Raw genomic sequence first — 16,082 nt, forward strand, 5'->3', positions numbered from 1 at the left:
ACCACATACATCCTTTTAGAGGAGGACAACGTCCGTGAAATACCGCTACCTGCCCCAAACTGATCAGGACAAGCGCGAAATGCTGGAAACGCTCGGCATTTCAAGTGTAGAAGAACTGTTTGCTGATATTCCGGAAGAAGTACGCTTCAAAGGTGCATTGAATATTCCAGAAGCACTTTCCGAGCCAGATTTGGTGAAGTATTTTACACACCTCGCGAATAAAAACGTAAATTTCAGCACGCATATTAACTTTCTAGGTGCGGGTGTTTATCAACATTACACGCCGAGCACAGTTAATCACATGCTGCTTCGCGGTGAATTCTTTACCGCTTATACACCGTACCAGCCAGAGATCAGCCAAGGTGAGCTGCAAGCTATTTTCGAGTTCCAAACGATGGTATGTGAGCTGACTGGCATGGAGGTAGCGAACTCCTCGATGTATGACGGCGCAACTTCTTTGGCAGAGGCAGCAATGATGGCTGCTGGTCACACTGGCAAAAAGCGCGTAATCGTTTCCCGCGCTGTACATCCAGAAGCGCGTGGTGTTTTGAAAACATATGCGTATGGACAAAACGTTGAGTTGGTTGAAGTAGGTATCAACAGCGATGGCGTTACGGATACAGCGGCTCTGGAAGCGCTTGTTGATCAAAATACAGCAGCAATCGTCGTGCAGTATCCGAACTTCTTCGGAAACGTAGAGGACCTGGGAGCGATTGAACCAATTGCGCACGGAAAAGGCGCACTGTTGATCACATCCTCCAATCCGCTTGCACTGGGTGTACTGGAGGCGCCGGGCAAATTGGGCGCAGATATCGTAGTGGGCGACATGCAGCCATTCGGTATTCCAGCATCCTTTGGCGGACCACATTGCGGATACTTTGCTACCACATCCAAACTGATGCGCAAAATGCCAGGTCGTATCGTCGGTCAAACAAAGGACGAAAATGGCAAGCGCGGCTTCGTATTGACGCTGCAAGCGCGTGAACAACATATTCGTCGTGAAAAAGCGACTTCCAATATCTGCTCGAACCAAGCGCTGCTCGCATTGGCTGCATCCATTGCCATGACAGCACTCGGTAAGCAGGGTGTACAAGAAATGGCAATGATGAACCTGCAAAAAGCTCATTACGCGAAGAATGCCCTGCAGGCAAAAGGCTTGGAGATCGTATTCACTTCTCCATTCTTCAACGAGTTTGTGGTGAAGCTGAACAAACCAGTTGCAGAAGTAAACAAAGGCCTGCTGGCTGCTGGAATCATTGGGGGCTACGATCTCGGTCTCGACTATCCAGAGTTTGCGAATCATACCTTGCTTGCAGTAACTGAGCTGCGTACCAAAGAAGAAATCGACACATTGGCGGCTGAATTGGAGGCGATCACACGTGCGTAACGACCAGGAGAAAGCACTGATCTTTGAAATGAGCAAACCAGGCCGTGTGGGCTACAATTTGCCGGCATTGGATGTTCCAGAAGTAGAAGTAGCAAGCCTTTTGCCAAAGCACCTCATCCGCGAAACACCGGCTGAGCTGCCAGAGGTATCTGAGCTGCAATTGGTTCGTCACTATACCGAACTGTCTCGTCGCAACCACGGGGTAGACAATGGCTTCTATCCGCTTGGTTCTTGCACGATGAAATACAACCCGAAAATTAACGAAGACGTTGCCCGTTACGCAGGCTTTGCGCAGACACATCCGTACCAACCGGAAGAAACTGTACAGGGCGCTTTGGAGCTGTTGTACAACCTGCAAGAAGAGCTAGGTGAAATTACAGGCATGGACGCAGTTACCCTGCAACCAGCTGCTGGTGCTGCGGGTGAGTGGACAGGTTTGATGATGATCCGTGCTTACCACGAGAGCCGTGGGGAAGCGCATCGTACCAAAGTAATCGTGCCGAACTCCGCACACGGTACGAACCCGGCATCTGCTGCTGTAGCTGGTTTGGATACCGTAACCATTGCATCTGACGAGCGTGGATTGGTTGACATTCAAGCGCTTCGCGATGCAGTAGGACCTGACACAGCTGCTTTGATGCTGACGAACCCGAACACTCTCGGATTGTTTGAAGAAGATATCGTGGAAATGGCGAAAATCGTCCATGAAGCTGGCGGCCTCTTGTACTATGATGGTGCGAATGCGAACGCGATTTTGGGAATTGCCCGTCCGGGAGACATGGGCTTCGACGTAGTGCATCTGAACTTGCACAAAACGTTTACAGGACCTCACGGCGGCGGTGGCCCAGGTGCTGGTCCGGTCGGCGTGAAAAAAATTCTCGAGCCATTCCTGCCTACACCAATCGTAGCGAAGAAGGAAGACGGAAGCTTCTACTGGGACAGCAATCGTCCGGCTTCCATCGGACGCGTAAAAGGCTACAACGGAAACTTCGGTATTCTCGTTCGTGCATACAGCTATATCCGTACGATGGGGCCAGAAGGCTTGCTGCAAGTTTCCCAAAATGCGGTGCTCTCCGCCAATTACATGATGCGTCGACTGGCAACGGCTTATCATCTGCCATTTGATCGCGTCTGCAAACACGAGTTCGTTCTGTCTGGAGTGAACCAGAAGAAGCTGGGCGTACGCACGCTCGATATCGCAAAACGTTTGCTCGACTTCGGTTATCACCCGCCAACGATCTACTTCCCATTGATCGTCGACGAGTGCCTCATGATCGAACCGACCGAAACCGAGACAAAAGAAACGCTCGATGAGTTCATCGACGTCATGCTGCAAATTGCCCGCGAGTGTGAGGAAACGCCAGAAATCGTTCAGGAAGCACCTCATACCACTGTCGTCAAACGTTTGGATGAAGCGACAGCGGCGAGAAAGCCAATCCTGCGTTATCAACCGCAAGCATAATTCTAGATTCCAGGAAAAGTCGCCTGTTGTTACGGGCGGCTTTTCTTTCTGATTGATGCTATCATGGGGGAGAAGAGGTAGGGAGGGTTCGAACCGAATGAAGAGAAGGATAGTTTTCACCGGTGGTGGTTCGGCAGGCCATGTTACTGTGAATCTTGCGCTCATTCCCCATTTTATCAAGCTGGGCTGGGAAGTCGCCTACATTGGTTCAGTGACAGGAATCGAACGTGAGCTAGTTGCCAACCATCCGGATGTCCGCTATATTGGCATTTCTTCAGGAAAACTGCGACGTTACTTTGATTGGAAAAACATGAGTGACCCGCTGCGAGTCCTCAAAGGCATTTGGCAAGCTTTTCGCTTTCTCGGCAAATGGAAGCCGGATGTGATTTTTTCCAAAGGCGGCTTCGTTTCCGTACCGGTCGTATTTGGGGGGTGGCTAAACCGTCTTCCCGTTGTCATCCATGAATCTGATCTGACACCCGGTCTCGCAAACAAACTGGCTGTCCCTTTTTCTAACAAGGTGTGCGTTACATTTCCGGATTCGCTTTCGAAAGTACCGAGAAACATAGGGATTCACGTTGGCGCAGTCGTGCGAGAAGAGTTGAAGCAGGGGCGAAAAGAAGCAGGCTTGGCGTACTGCTCCTTTACCACAAAAAAGCCTGTCCTGCTTGTCATGGGGGGAAGCTTGGGAGCGCGCCGAATCAACGAGGCGGTACGTCGCACATTGGCTAATCTGCTAGAGCATTTTTCCATTGTACATATTTGTGGCAAAAATCAAGTGGATGAAACGATTCAGGTAACAGGCTACAAGCAATTCGAATATGTTCAGGAGGAGTTGCCTGATTTGCTCGCGATGGCAGATCTTGTTGTGTCTCGTGCTGGCTCCAATGCCATTTATGAGTTTTTAGCCCTGCAAAAGCCGATGCTCTTGATACCGTTGTCCCGTGAAGCAAGTCGGGGTGATCAGATTTTAAATGCTCAGTCCTTTGAAAGGCAGGGCTTGTGTCATGTTCTGCTGGAAGAAGAGCTAACGGATGATCGCTTTTATCAAGCAGTGATTGACTTGCAAACGAACAAGCAGTCCATCTTGAAGCGAATGCACGAAGAGAATGAGAAGAAAACAGATGCATTGGCACAGGTCATGGCGATTTTACAGGAAACAGCTCGCTCAAAATAGCGCATCAGAGGCTTGCCGTCCCTCGTGCCAGAAGCGTACAATGAAGGCGTTGTGAATGAGGAGGTACATAGATGGAACAGTGGCGCTATATCGTGACGGAAGCCATGTCACCCGCAATGAATATGGCAGTAGATGAAGCAATTTTGCAGTTGCACAGTGAGGGGAAGGTTCCCCCGACCGTTCGTTTTTACACGTGGGACCCAGCGACACTGTCAATTGGTTATTTCCAGAAGGCCATCAAGGAAATCAACCTGGAGGAAGTTCAAAATAGAGGATTGGGCTTTGTTCGCAGAGCGACAGGAGGGCGTGCTGTTCTCCACGATCAGGAGCTGACATACAGTGTCATCGTATCCGAAGACCATCCGAAAATGCCTTCGAGCGTGACGGAAGCCTACAAAATCATCAGCTTGGGACTGCTGCACGGATTCCAAAACCTTGGACTCTCGGCGGAAATGGTCTCCCTGGCAAGTGAAGAGGAGAAGGAGAAGTACAATTCTCCAGGCTCATCCGCTTGCTTCGATTCTCCCTCCTGGTATGAGCTCGTGGTAGAGGGGAAAAAAGTAGCGGGAAGCGCGCAGACCCGACAAAAGGGTGTTATTCTTCAGCACGGCTCTATCTTGCTTGATATGGACGTGGATTTGCTATTCTCACTCTTGCATTTCCCATCGGAGCGGGTAAAACAACGAATGATCGATAGCTTCCGACAAAAAGCAGTGACGATCAACGAAGTAAGCCCTCGGCCAATCAGTCTGCAAGAATCGATCGAGGCGTTCTCGAAAGGCTTTGCATCTGGACTGGAAGTGGAGCTGATCCCCTCAACGCTTACGGACGAAGAACTCGCTTTGGCAGAAGAACTTGTGCGTACGCGCTATGCCACAGACGAATGGAATCTGCGTCGTTAAAAAAGAGTAGCTCTCTCGGATTTATGTGCATACCGGGAGAGCTTTTTTTCATTACACGGGTATGTCCAGTGAAAATAATGTACTAGAATCGAATTTACGGGCAGGATGATCAAATACAGTGGATGGAAGAAAATGCACTATTTTGGATTTAGTCCACACTTCGTTCATGGATTGACGAATAACAAAATGTGGAAATGTCACTTTCAATGTATCGGGTTCTTCGTCCACAGACATTACATAGTCAGTAGCTGTGCCTTTCGTTGGGAGGAATGGATTTTCGATTCCAATTTTTTTCGCGACCAACAGAATATCGTTATAGTCCTTCAATGTCGAAAAGTGACAGGAACCATATTATAAACCTTTTGTTTTTGATCGATTTTTAATACTATAAATACTATTGAATATAATTACTAAATAACGGTTGAGTTGTTATACATTACATGAGGAATGAGGGTATTCATATTCTATGACAACGATAGGTATTGATTTGGGAACTTCGAATAGTCTGGTAGCTTTTTGGTGTGATAACGGTCCCGAGCTAATACCGAATGCGTTGGGAGAACACCTTACTTCATCTGTTGTAAGCATCGATGACAATGGTGAAATTCTGGTTGGCCAAATTGCAAAAGAGCGTCTCATTACCCATCCCCATGTAACTGCAGCAGCCTTCAAACGGTATATGGGTACAGAAAAGCTGTTTAAGTTGGGGCAGTATTCATTTTCTCCTGAAGAGCTTTCCTCTTTTGTCCTAAAAGCCTTGAAGGCAGATGCTGAAGCATTTTTTGGATATGAGGTTACGGAAGCGGTGATTAGCGTTCCGGCTTATTTTAATGACTCTCAGCGAAAGGCAACCAAGCGTGCTGCCGAATTAGCCGGGTTAAAAGTAGAGAGGCTCATCAGTGAACCTACTGCCGCTGCGATCGCGTATGGACTTCATCAGGAAAAGTCCGATACCAAATTCATGGTCTTTGATTTGGGTGGAGGAACCTTTGACGTTTCTATACTCGAGTTTTTTGAAGGAGTCATGGAGGTCAAATCGATAGCAGGAGATAACTATCTTGGTGGCGAGGACTTCACCAAGCTACTCGTTGCCTATTTTGTTGAAAAAACAGGGATGGATTCTGAGGCTCTAGATGCCAAGGCACACTCTGCCATTGTCAAACAGGCGGAACTTTGTAAACGGATGATTGGCCGAGATCTGATTGGAAAAATGAGCTTTACCATAAACGGCAAAACACATGAAATCAGCTTGGATCGAAATGAATTTGAGAAGCTTGCAAGTCAGCTCTTGCTTCGTTTGCGCCACCCGATCGAGCGAGCATTGAGAGACGCATCTCTTACTCCTGAGGAGCTGGATGCTATCATTCTCATCGGTGGTGCCACCAGAATGCCGATAATCAAGTCGACTGTTAGCAAAATGTTTGGACGCTTGCCCTCCTCGCAAATCAACCCAGATGAATCGGTAGCGATTGGAGCTGCGATTCAAGTTGCTCTCAAGGAGAGAAACGAAGCCTTAAAAGAGATTATTCTGACGGATGTATGCCCTTATACGCTTGGAACCGATATTGTGAAAAGAACGGCAAGCGGCTTTGAGGATGGACATTATCTGCCGATCATTGAACGTAACACGCCCATACCGGTGAGCAAAGTAAAGCGTCTGTATACCGTCAATGATGATCAGACTGCGATTCTCACCGAAATATACCAGGGGGAGAGCCGCCGTGTCGAGAACAACATCAAACTGGGGGAACTCAAAGTAGAGGTGCCAAAAGGTCCCGCAGGCCAGCAGTCTATAGATATACGCTATACCTATGATATTAATGGGATTTTGGAGGTTGAAGTTACTATAGTCAGTACTGGCTTGAAAAAGAACATGATTATTGAGAAAAACCCAGGAAGCCTGTCACCTGAGGAGATCGAAGCTCGTCTTAACGAATTGAGAGATATCAAAATCCATCCGCGTGACAGGGCCGAAAATAGACTGTTGCTTTCTCGGGGTGAACGGATGTTTGAAGAATCCCTTGGGGACAAACGCACAGAAATTGCATATTTACTGGAAAAGTTCGAAGCTGTGTTAGCCACACAAGATCAGCAACTGATAAAAAAGGCAACTTTAGCGTTTAAAAAACAACTGGATCATTTAGAAGGGTGGTTCGACTACTAATGGGTGTGTGGGAGGTACTGGGGATTGAACCCACAGAAGATATTCAATCGATTAAAAAAGCCTACTCCCAAAAACTGAAGGTTCACCACCCAGAGGATGATCCGGAAGGCTATCAAAGGCTAAGAGAAGCATATGACTATGCAGTGAAGGCTGCGAAAAAGGGTGCCATCAAAGAAACTGGCCCGTCGTTCAGCGATGAAAACAACATCCATATCTGGCCCAATCCTCCCAACACGGTCGAGCTAACAGTTGAAACGATAGACCGACCAGAAGAGATTGACCCAGTAGATGAATTCATGGAACAAGTTGAAGAGGTGTATTCTGATTTCTCTTCTCGTATCAGCCATGAACAATGGTCAAAGCTATTAAATAACGATATTGTCTGGAATATAAGGCTCAAAGAAATAGTAGAAGTAACCTTATTGGATTTCTTGCATGAACATCGGTTTCTCCCTAAAAGAGTTTGGGAATCCATCGAATACTGTTTTCGTTGGCGTGAACTAGCAACAGAAGATCCGGATGATCGAATGGAGCATTTCACCGAAGAGTTTTACCATTTTTATTGTAGACAATTGGATGAACCTGCTCTTCGTTATACCTTTATACAGCATGCAGCCGATTTAGACTACGATGTATTTCTGAACAAGCGGGAGACGGCATATCAGGCACTTAAGGAAAGCAATCTGGAACTGGCAGGTCAATCGCTTGATGAAGCATATGCGATGTATTCAGATGATCCTGACTTGCTTCGGCTACAGGGTGAATACTTTCTTCGAATGGGTGAAAAGGAGTCTGCTCTTGCTGCAATGGAACACGGAATCCGTATTGATCCAGATGACATCGATTGGTATCTGATTCGATCTCGGATATGGTATGAAACCCATCAATTCGTAGAAGCAAAAGACGAATGTCTGTACATCCTCTCACGTATGCCTGCCAATATGGGTACCCTGCGTCTGTTGGGGAAATGCCTCATTCAACTTGGTGAGTTAGAGAAGGCAGAGGAGAACTACTTGAAGATATTGGAGAGTTTTCCGAATGATATTGATGCCATAACCAGCCTTGCACATATCCGTTCTGAGATGGTGGAGCGGGCCAAGCGGAGGCCCTTTTTCACCAGAAGATCTGTCATAAAGAGATTGTATAAAAAGCTTGGGAAGCCAAATTTTTTTGGCAGTGTGAAACTGTTTTGGATGCAGTTGCCCAAAGTAGGTGTCGTATTCACTCAATCCTTCATTCTTTTTCTACATGTTTTGTTATCTAATTCTTTCATCAATGATACCGGATTAACACCTATTTCCTATCTAAAAAATAGGATTCATCCTGTAGAACTATCTTCCACTGAGGTGCTGAATCAACTGGATTATTCTGATATCGCCCAAATAAAGCTTCCCAGTGTTCATTTTCTAGGAATAACAGAGTATCAAGCAAAAGCCCAAACCGGTGCTATCAGTACTCGATATAATTCTTCCTACAGTAAGCAACGTAATTGGGCTCGAAGCATTCTCCCCACAGGATGGTTTTATGTTGCTAAGCTTGATAACTCATCAATCGTTTTATTGGTCTCAGATGCCAATCAAGCAGTGCAGATACAAAAAAGTAATTTCATTGATTCGCCAGGAACAATCGTGAAAATGCCGCAAGAGTTACCTGAGTATGTATGGGAAGTTTTGCAGATTACAGACTTTGGAGCCAAATACAAAGATTCCAAATTTGTTGTCGATAAACTAATTGTTGTACATAATGTCACGAATGAAGTCCCCGTTAACGAATGAAGTCCCCGTTAAAGCAGTGATTTATTCCGTATTGTTACTAGTTCTCTATGCATTTTTGCTTCGACTGTTTGTCAGAACCTACAAAACGGTCCGTTTCTAATAAGGAGGAACCGATGGCACCCACCGTTCTTACATATAATCAGAAGGGTCACAGATTATTTCTGCGAGCTCTTTCGTCTGTTTGCTTTAGCAAAAGTGGAGCCTACTATTATGCGTTATATCATGAAAATTTAAGTAGACGAACGTGCCTATTTCTTCTTAAGGAAAAACAGATTACAGATAAGACCGCACTAGTTGATACAATAAAATGGCTCATATCGGAAGGGAAGAGGGAAGAATTCAATCGTCTCCGTCATTTCTTATTTACTTTTTCCGAATCAGAACGAACGGCATACATTCAAGCGTTGCCCGAGGACCATCAATCGAAATCTCAGTTGATTCTTGTCGATTACTATTCGAGATGTCTACCTTCAGAGGGGATTGCTGCTCATGACTATGCTTGGTGTGTCCTTTTATCCAGAGCTGGTTTGAAACTGGGTTACTTGCAAAAGGATCAGGCAATCGAATATATGTTGAGTGCTGCTAGACTGGCACAACAAGCGTATTCCGGATGGAGTGAATATATTGCCGGTTTTGTGGCAGGAATTGATTTTTTAATTCCGGATACGTCTTTCCAAACTGCTAAAGAAAATCGAAGTTTCTACACCAAGCTGCTCGCCTCTAGGCACAGTCCCATGCGTCAAGTTGATTGGAATGTAGCTCTCAACAGTAATAAATGATCTGACCTTCGTGAAATATCAGTCCTCAATCGTACCAAGAAGATGTAGGGCTGGCTTGATTTTGAGTAAACCAAACAAATGTTCACAACATAGAGTGGTTACCAACACGTCCTCGTCGATTAACACGAGGGCGTGTTTTTAAATAAAAGTATGGGATTATATGGGGATATTAGAATGATATGTGACACAAATAATTGCCCATCCGTCTTACCATTGGTTGGATCGATGCTCTAACCGGCAAAGTCATCGGGGAAGAAGCCGAACTGGCAGGGGAGCTCGTCAAGGTGTCCCGCCAATAAATGACGTAACAGCCGATTTGCTCTCGCGGCAATATCGGCTGTTTTTTGGTGCGCCTAGCATGGGCGTCGTTGTTCACTGAAAAGTCCAGTCCTAGTATTTCAAGGCACCGAATGATTTGGATGATATAGTTTATTCCTATTAACGTTATTAATACTATATATTAGGCCAATAGAGGACGTGGCCTTATTATGTAATTAAACTGCGGACGTCTAAATTTCGGTTTTGCAGAGGCAACATAATAGGGGAGGAACGATATCATGTCGATTTATGATTTTCAAGTCACCTCAATTAATGGAAAGCTTGTTGAATTGTCAGCTTACCGAGGGAAAGTTCTCCTTATAGTCAACACTGCCAGTAGGTGCAGCTATTCTCGTCAATTCGCTGGTCTTCAAAAGCTTTACGAAAGTTACCATGAGCAGGGGTTTGAAATACTTGGGTTTCCTTGTAACCAATTCAACGAGAAAGAGCCAGGGAACAACTCGGAAGTGCGGGAATATTGTGAGAGCAACTTTGGAGTGACCTTTCCGTTATTTGAGAAGATGGAGGTTAGAGGTCAGACTGCTCATCCATTATTTCAATTTTTAACAGAGCAAGCGCCATTTCAAGGTTTCGATACTCAGACCTCGGACGGTCAATGGATGCAGAGCTTTCTGCAAGAAAAGTATCCTGACATATACGCTGGTGTTGAGATCAAGTGGAATTTCACAAAGTTTTTGATCGAACGGAACGGTCATGTATACGGAAGATACGAAACAACGACGGAACCATTGGAAATAGTGCCAGTAATTAAATCACTGCTTTTAAAGTAAATGAATATTTTCGGCCATTCAATTGAACATCCCTGTAAAGGCTAAAAAATGGCCTTTGCCAAAAAAAGAAGAACTAACGAAGACGTTAGTTCATTCATAGGCCGAAACAGCAGCGGTAGTCTAAGACTTTATTTTTCACATCTTAGTCCGCCGCTGTTTCTTTTATTGCACCAGTCTTAAACTTATTTTGCGAAGGCTGCCGAATATATATTTGAAAAACCGCGTTAGATCAATAACTCCAGACTAAAACGTTATTATCATTACACGAGTACACTTGTGTTGATATGCTGTTCAAACAAGTCTTGTAGCGTAAGCACGACAGGTCCTGGGTTTCCGTTGCCGACAGCGACGCCATCTACCGAGATGAGCGGCATGACTTCCGCGGTGGTGCTAGTGAGGAAGACTTCATCGGCTTGCTTTAAGAAAGCGATGTCGAATGGTTCTTCATGGACAGTGATGCCATTGTTCCGAGCCAAATCAATGACCACTTGGCGAGTAATTCCGTGCAGGATCAAGTTGTCAGCCTGATGCGTATACAGCTCGCCATTTTTTACGACGAACAAATTGGAAGCGCTGCACTCTGTGATGACGCCGTTGCGGTGCAAAATCGATTCTTGGGCACCTGCATCCTTTGCGTATTGTTTGACCAAAACAGCCCCTAGCAGATTGAGCGTTTTGATATCGCAACGCAGCCAGCGGATATCTTCGACAAGATGAGCTCTCAAGCCTTTCTTCATATCAGCGACAGGGCGGTCCTTGCGACGGACAAAGCCCATAATCACAGGCTTGATCCCAGACGGAATATCATGTACACGCGGAGCGGTGCCACGAGATACTTGTAAGTAAAGGTTGGCGTCGTCATTCTCCGTGATGTTGTTTTTAGTGATCAGCTGATTCGCTAAGTCTGTCAGCTCCTCTGCGCTCCATGGAAGCTCCATTTTTATTTCTTTGGCACTTCGAAACAATCGGGTTAGATGTCCATCCCATTGATACATGCGCCCCTTATAAATGCGTACTACCTCATAGATGCCATCCCCAAAGTTATAACCGCGGTCCTCTGGATGAACTGCGACTTGCCCTTCTTCTACCCATTTCCCACCTACATAGAGCATGGTACTTCCCCCTCAATGGATTCCATTCCGTTTCTTTCAAACGGTTTTTTGTTGATTCCACCTTAGCAAAAGGCAAGGACATCGGTCAATTTGAAAGTCACCTTTTCTTTATCAATAATTTTACGGAATAAAGCCCCATTCTATTAAGATTTCATATGGAGGGAAGTCACGCGAAAAATCGACGTTTTGGGCAGAACAAAGCGAAAGCTGTCCAGGGATGGCGCAGGATGAAGTTATTTGACTAACTATTCTGACTAGACTCGATTTGTCGTGAACGCCCATAATAAAGAGCAAAGAGCGAAGGAAAGGGAGAATGCCATGCGATCTGTCCGTCATTACGCGCTATGTGCCCTGCTTGTCTGTGGAACGATATTGCCGATACCTTTTCCTTCCCATCGTGTTCATGCAGAGGAAGCTCAAGATTGGATCGATAGTGAACGCTTGTACAGCCATGTCGAGCAATTGGCAAGAACAGCCCGTCCACCTGCTACTGAAACGGAATTTGCGGCAGCTGTCTATGTGGAAAATACACTTCGCTCTTACGGGTTTAAGACAAAGCTCGATCCTTTTTCTTATTATACGTACCGAAAGCCAACTACTCTATCACTGACGATGGAAGAATGGCCGGGTCAAAAATGGACAGTAAGTGGATTTTCTTTTGGGATCAATGGAGCCGCGACAGCAGAAGTGGTGGATGCAGGCTTGGGTAGGGCGGTTGATTTTGCAAATGATGCGTCCAGGGGAAAGATTGCCTTGGTCAAGCGAGGCGAGATTCCGTTTGGAGAAAAAGTACGCCAGGCAGCGGCAGCCGGAGCTGTTGGACTGATCATCTGGAATGATCGGGAGGAAGGCTGGAATGCTTCACTGGGCGAACCTTTGGATATCGCTGTTCCTGTAATCGCTTTGTCCAAGGCGGATGGCACCAAGCTCCAAAAACGCATCATGGACAAACGGCCCGTGAAGGGAACCGTCAAGGTAGAAGGAGCTGTAACGACCAAGCAAACCTCGTATAATATCGTGGCAAGCCGAAAGCCAAATCAGAATGACACCGGGCAGGTCGTCATGGTTTCTGCTCACCATGATTCCTCCGGGTTAACAGCTGGGGCAAATCACAATGGCTCCGGTGTAGCTGCCTTGCTTGAGATAGCGCGTAATATGGCTGACAAGCCGATTGATACGGAAGTGAGGTTCGTCAGCTTTGGTGCGGTTTCCTCGGGAAGCAGAGGCCCAATTGCTTATGCGAATGCCTTATCAGCCAAAGAGCGACAAGCCATGATAGCAGCTTTCTATCTCGAGGGGGTGGGCAGCCAAAAGACAGAGCTCGTTGCAACCAATCCGCTGGGTAAGGAAAATCTACCAATCCAACTCCTAAGAGCAGCGGGGGTGTCTCCAAGCGATAAGGCTGGGACGCGTGAACAAATCGGCGCCGCAAGCTCTTTAGCAGCCGCAGGTATTCCTACGGCACTTGTGACGAGTGCAGAGACGGGACAAGCAACAGATGACTCTATCGCACAAATGGATTGGGAACAAATTGCAAAGGCGACGAAGGCGGTCCTTTCAGCGATTCACAAAATGACAGAACAAGCAACGCCAGCTTATCCGATGGGATCTCCAAATGGGGGACAGCTAAGAGCGGAAAGTGAGGCCCTGCAGTAAACGTCTCCTTCGGGGGACGTTTTTCATTTGTGGTAAAATGAGGGAGAGAAACCATGGATAGAGGAGGCCTACGTGACGATGAGTCCGTTGAATATTTTGGTGTTTATCCTTGTGTTCTTGGTCGTGGTCGGAATAGTGAATTGGCTCCTATAGTGCGAAAAAAAGTGGCCAAGACTCTGTCTTGACCACAGGAGCTACGAGGAAACGATCAGGTCAATTCGGTTGCTTCCAAACGTACCAGCCCATTAAGAACATGCCGCAATAGGTCGCTGCACTGGCGATTGCAGACATACTCCATGGAACAACGAGTGTGAGAAGAGAGAATACAAATACGGTAAGCAGCATGGCGACAATCAGCGGAAGCATTTGCAGATGTTGACGTGTCGCTATTGGATGGGACAACGAATAGAGTAGGGCGGCGACGATGACTCCGCCATGCACAAATGAGAGGATAGCGAGAAGCCAATCGCCACCTGGCATCATTTGAACTAAAATTTGTTTGATGGGCAGTACAGAAGCGTGGGAATCATGCCAGTGGGCAAGAAGGATAGCTTGACCTAACAGCGCGAACAAAAGGAAGATTCCAGCTCCGATCATTGCGCCCATCCGAACCGTTCGCTCATGGGACGCACGTACTGCCAGTGGTAAAGTCGTGGCCAAGCCGATGAGAAAATGCAAGGCTAGGAAAAATACGGCGTGAATCAGCCAGTTCACATTCAGTTGATAACCCAAGCTCGGTATGGGTACATGGGATTGTGCGCTGAAAATCAATCCGAACAATAATAAACCGGTGGATAGAGATATGGCTGTTGCAGTGACAATCCATCTCCAACGATTTAAGATAAAGAAGATGGCTACAATGGTCAGAAGGATGAACCATAGGGGAGAGAACTCCTCCAAGAGGAAATCTGCCTGTTGGCCAAGCATGACTCCTGTATACCCCAATAGCAGAATGTGGGTGATGGCAGATAGGCTAGAAGCGAACGCTTCGCCAAACAATACGTAGTACAGCTCGTACAGGGAGCGAATTTGCTTGCGATGGCAAAAAGTTAATAGCTGGACGCCGAACCAGCCGAGGCCAAGAGCCGCAAGGGCAATGCCTATTGTCCCCCAGGAACCGAAATAAGTAAAAAAGCGTAACCATTCATATCCGCCCAAGTAGAATCCACCTAACGTAGACCCTGCAAAAAGCACGGCGATATGCCAAGCGACTTTGTCCATAGGCATCATCCTCACTTGCAACTTGGTACAAGTGTATGAAGCAAGCAGGCTTGTTCAGAACAGATGATATTAAATAAACATAAATGTTTACAAAATATACTTAATGGAATATAATGAAGAACATACCAGTATTTAGATTATCGATGGGGTGAAACCATGAAAATTGTAGGAATAGCCGGAAGCATGAATGCCAATTCTACGACAAAACAAGCGATTCATATTGTTCTTGAAGCCGCAAAGGTTGCAGGTGCCGAAGTTGAAATGATTCATTTGGCGGACTGGAAGCTGCCGCTGTACGATGATCGTGATGATACCAGTACGTACCCTGATATTGTCCATCGATTTGTCAAAGCGGTTTCTGAAGCAGATGGACTTGTGATCGGTTCGCCTGAATACCATGGCACAATGACAGGTGCTTTGAAAAACGCCATTGACTTCCTGGAAGGGCGCATTTTGCGTGACAAGCAGGTTGCCATCATTGGTGTCGCTGGTGGAAGCATGGGTGCTACGAACACGGTCAACACCTTGCAGTTAATCATGCGCAATTTGCATGCATGGCCGTTGCCATCTAGCCCTTCCATCCCAAGTGCTTACAATGCCTTTACACCAGAAGGCAAGCTCAAGGATGAGCGATTGCAGGCGCGCATGGAGCAGTTGGGTCAACAACTCGTGCAATATGTCCAAATGATGAATCCAACAACAGAAAAACAGCTACGATAGGTACTTTTCTCTTGCAAATGCTTCTCATTACGCGGTATCATATTTCTACGTGCCTTTTTTGGCAAGATGAAATAACGGTTTGGAAATGAGGGGTTCACAATGCCGCCGACGCCGAGTATGGAAGACTATTTGGAACGCATTTACAACTTAATTGAAGAAAAGGGCTATGCTCGTGTCTCCGATATTGCTGAAGCGTTGGAAGTACATCCCTCTTCGGTCACGAAAATGGTTCAGAAACTAGACAAAGACAAGTATCTCGTTTACGAAAAATACCGTGGGCTTGTCTTGACGCCAAAAGGGAAGAAAATCGGAAAACGCCTAGTGGACCGTCACACTCTTCTAGAAGAATTTATGCGGATCATTGGCTTAGATGAAGAGCATATTTATCAGGATGTGGAAGGAATCGAGCATCACCTGAGCTGGGAATCGATTACATGTCTGGAGTATCTGGTTCAGTACTTCGAGGCAGATCCAAAGCGTATAGAAGAGCTTCGTAACATTCGTTTGTTAGATGAGCAAAAAGAGGAATAGTCTATCTCGTTATCGTATTATAGCGCAAGCCGATCAGGCTTGCGTTTTTTTCTTTGTGGTAAAGGAAGAGCTGTCGTCTTATACATG

Annotated in this window: 13 protein-coding genes; 11 read left to right on the plus strand and 2 right to left on the minus strand. The window is 46.3% G+C overall.

Translation table 11 applies throughout. The annotated features are described in order from the left end of the window. The first annotated feature begins 34 nt into the window (after window positions 1-34). From gcvPA to ACUUHJ_RS12665, 8 genes are all read left to right on the plus strand, one after another. A complete protein-coding gene (gene gcvPA, locus ACUUHJ_RS12630; protein ID WP_472299035.1) occupies window positions 35-1,387 on the plus strand; it encodes an aminomethyl-transferring glycine dehydrogenase subunit GcvPA in 1,353 nt (450 codons plus the stop codon). Beyond that, window positions 1,380-2,849, plus strand: coding sequence for an aminomethyl-transferring glycine dehydrogenase subunit GcvPB (gene gcvPB / locus ACUUHJ_RS12635; RefSeq protein ID WP_173626051.1), 1,470 nt, complete (start codon window positions 1,380-1,382; stop codon window positions 2,847-2,849). The genes gcvPA and gcvPB overlap by 8 nt, the downstream gene beginning before the upstream one ends. Before the next feature lie 97 nt (window positions 2,850-2,946). Then, complete coding sequence (locus tag ACUUHJ_RS12640; protein ID WP_472299036.1) at window positions 2,947-4,026, plus strand: undecaprenyldiphospho-muramoylpentapeptide beta-N-acetylglucosaminyltransferase; 1,080 nt, start codon at window positions 2,947-2,949, stop codon at window positions 4,024-4,026. 71 nt (window positions 4,027-4,097) lie between these two features. Then, entirely contained in the window at window positions 4,098-4,928 is an 831-nt protein-coding gene (locus ACUUHJ_RS12645; RefSeq protein WP_087343803.1) for a lipoate--protein ligase family protein, read from the plus strand. Window positions 4,929-5,394: 466 nt separating this feature from the next. Next, window positions 5,395-7,092, plus strand: a complete 1,698-nt coding sequence (locus ACUUHJ_RS12650; RefSeq protein WP_472299037.1) for a molecular chaperone HscC — start codon at window positions 5,395-5,397, stop codon at window positions 7,090-7,092. Next, window positions 7,092-8,867, plus strand: a complete 1,776-nt coding sequence (locus ACUUHJ_RS12655; protein WP_472299038.1) for a J domain-containing protein — start codon at window positions 7,092-7,094, stop codon at window positions 8,865-8,867. The genes ACUUHJ_RS12650 and ACUUHJ_RS12655 overlap by 1 nt, the downstream gene beginning before the upstream one ends. A 113-nt stretch (window positions 8,868-8,980) precedes the next feature. Continuing rightward, window positions 8,981-9,646: a DUF1266 domain-containing protein gene (locus tag ACUUHJ_RS12660; RefSeq protein ID WP_472299039.1), complete on the plus strand. Its 666-nt coding sequence runs from the start codon at window positions 8,981-8,983 to the stop codon at window positions 9,644-9,646. 557 nt (window positions 9,647-10,203) lie between these two features. After that, window positions 10,204-10,755 carry a glutathione peroxidase gene (locus ACUUHJ_RS12665; RefSeq protein WP_221867161.1) on the plus strand — a complete coding sequence of 184 codons (552 nt, stop codon included), beginning with the start codon at window positions 10,204-10,206 and terminating at the stop codon, window positions 10,753-10,755. A 260-nt stretch (window positions 10,756-11,015) separates the two neighbouring features. Here ACUUHJ_RS12665 and dat read toward each other — a convergent pair whose 3' ends face one another. After that, on the minus strand, window positions 11,016-11,867 hold the full coding sequence (gene dat, locus ACUUHJ_RS12670; protein WP_472299040.1) for a D-amino-acid transaminase: 852 nt from the start codon (window positions 11,865-11,867) through the stop codon (window positions 11,016-11,018). Between the two features lie 318 nt (window positions 11,868-12,185). Here dat and ACUUHJ_RS12675 point away from each other — a divergent pair, with 318 nt between their 5' ends. Next, window positions 12,186-13,523, plus strand: a complete 1,338-nt coding sequence (locus ACUUHJ_RS12675; protein WP_472299041.1) for a M28 family peptidase — start codon at window positions 12,186-12,188, stop codon at window positions 13,521-13,523. Between the two features lie 213 nt (window positions 13,524-13,736). Here the strand turns inward: ACUUHJ_RS12675 and ACUUHJ_RS12680 are convergent, their stop codons facing one another. Beyond that, window positions 13,737-14,744 (minus strand): hypothetical protein, encoded by a 1,008-nt coding sequence (locus ACUUHJ_RS12680; protein WP_472299042.1) that lies wholly within the window; start codon window positions 14,742-14,744, stop codon window positions 13,737-13,739. Window positions 14,745-14,900: 156 nt separating this feature from the next. Here ACUUHJ_RS12680 and ACUUHJ_RS12685 point away from each other — a divergent pair, with 156 nt between their 5' ends. Further along, a complete protein-coding gene (locus ACUUHJ_RS12685; RefSeq protein WP_472299043.1) occupies window positions 14,901-15,464 on the plus strand; it encodes an NADPH-dependent FMN reductase in 564 nt (187 codons plus the stop codon). A 99-nt stretch (window positions 15,465-15,563) separates the two neighbouring features. Further along, entirely contained in the window at window positions 15,564-15,995 is a 432-nt protein-coding gene (mntR, locus tag ACUUHJ_RS12690; protein ID WP_016739887.1) for a transcriptional regulator MntR, read from the plus strand. The last annotated feature ends 87 nt before the right edge of the window (window positions 15,996-16,082 follow it).

This window comes from Brevibacillus schisleri (assembly GCF_055685845.1).

Coding starts and splice junctions, on each gene's coding strand:
- ACUUHJ_RS12640 (WP_472299036.1), top strand. CDS start 2,947: ATGAAGAGAAGGATAGTTTTCACCGGTGGTGGTTCGGCAGGCCATGTT.
- ACUUHJ_RS12645 (WP_087343803.1), top strand. CDS start 4,098: ATGGAACAGTGGCGCTATATCGTGACGGAAGCCATGTCACCCGCAATG.
- ACUUHJ_RS12650 (WP_472299037.1), top strand. CDS start 5,395: ATGACAACGATAGGTATTGATTTGGGAACTTCGAATAGTCTGGTAGCT.
- ACUUHJ_RS12655 (WP_472299038.1), top strand. CDS start 7,092: ATGGGTGTGTGGGAGGTACTGGGGATTGAACCCACAGAAGATATTCAA.
- ACUUHJ_RS12660 (WP_472299039.1), top strand. CDS start 8,981: ATGGCACCCACCGTTCTTACATATAATCAGAAGGGTCACAGATTATTT.
- ACUUHJ_RS12665 (WP_221867161.1), top strand. CDS start 10,204: ATGTCGATTTATGATTTTCAAGTCACCTCAATTAATGGAAAGCTTGTT.
- dat (WP_472299040.1), bottom strand. CDS start 11,867: ATGCTCTATGTAGGTGGGAAATGGGTAGAAGAAGGGCAAGTCGCAGTT.
- ACUUHJ_RS12675 (WP_472299041.1), top strand. CDS start 12,186: ATGCGATCTGTCCGTCATTACGCGCTATGTGCCCTGCTTGTCTGTGGA.
- ACUUHJ_RS12680 (WP_472299042.1), bottom strand. CDS start 14,744: ATGGACAAAGTCGCTTGGCATATCGCCGTGCTTTTTGCAGGGTCTACG.
- ACUUHJ_RS12685 (WP_472299043.1), top strand. CDS start 14,901: ATGAAAATTGTAGGAATAGCCGGAAGCATGAATGCCAATTCTACGACA.
- mntR (WP_016739887.1), top strand. CDS start 15,564: ATGCCGCCGACGCCGAGTATGGAAGACTATTTGGAACGCATTTACAAC.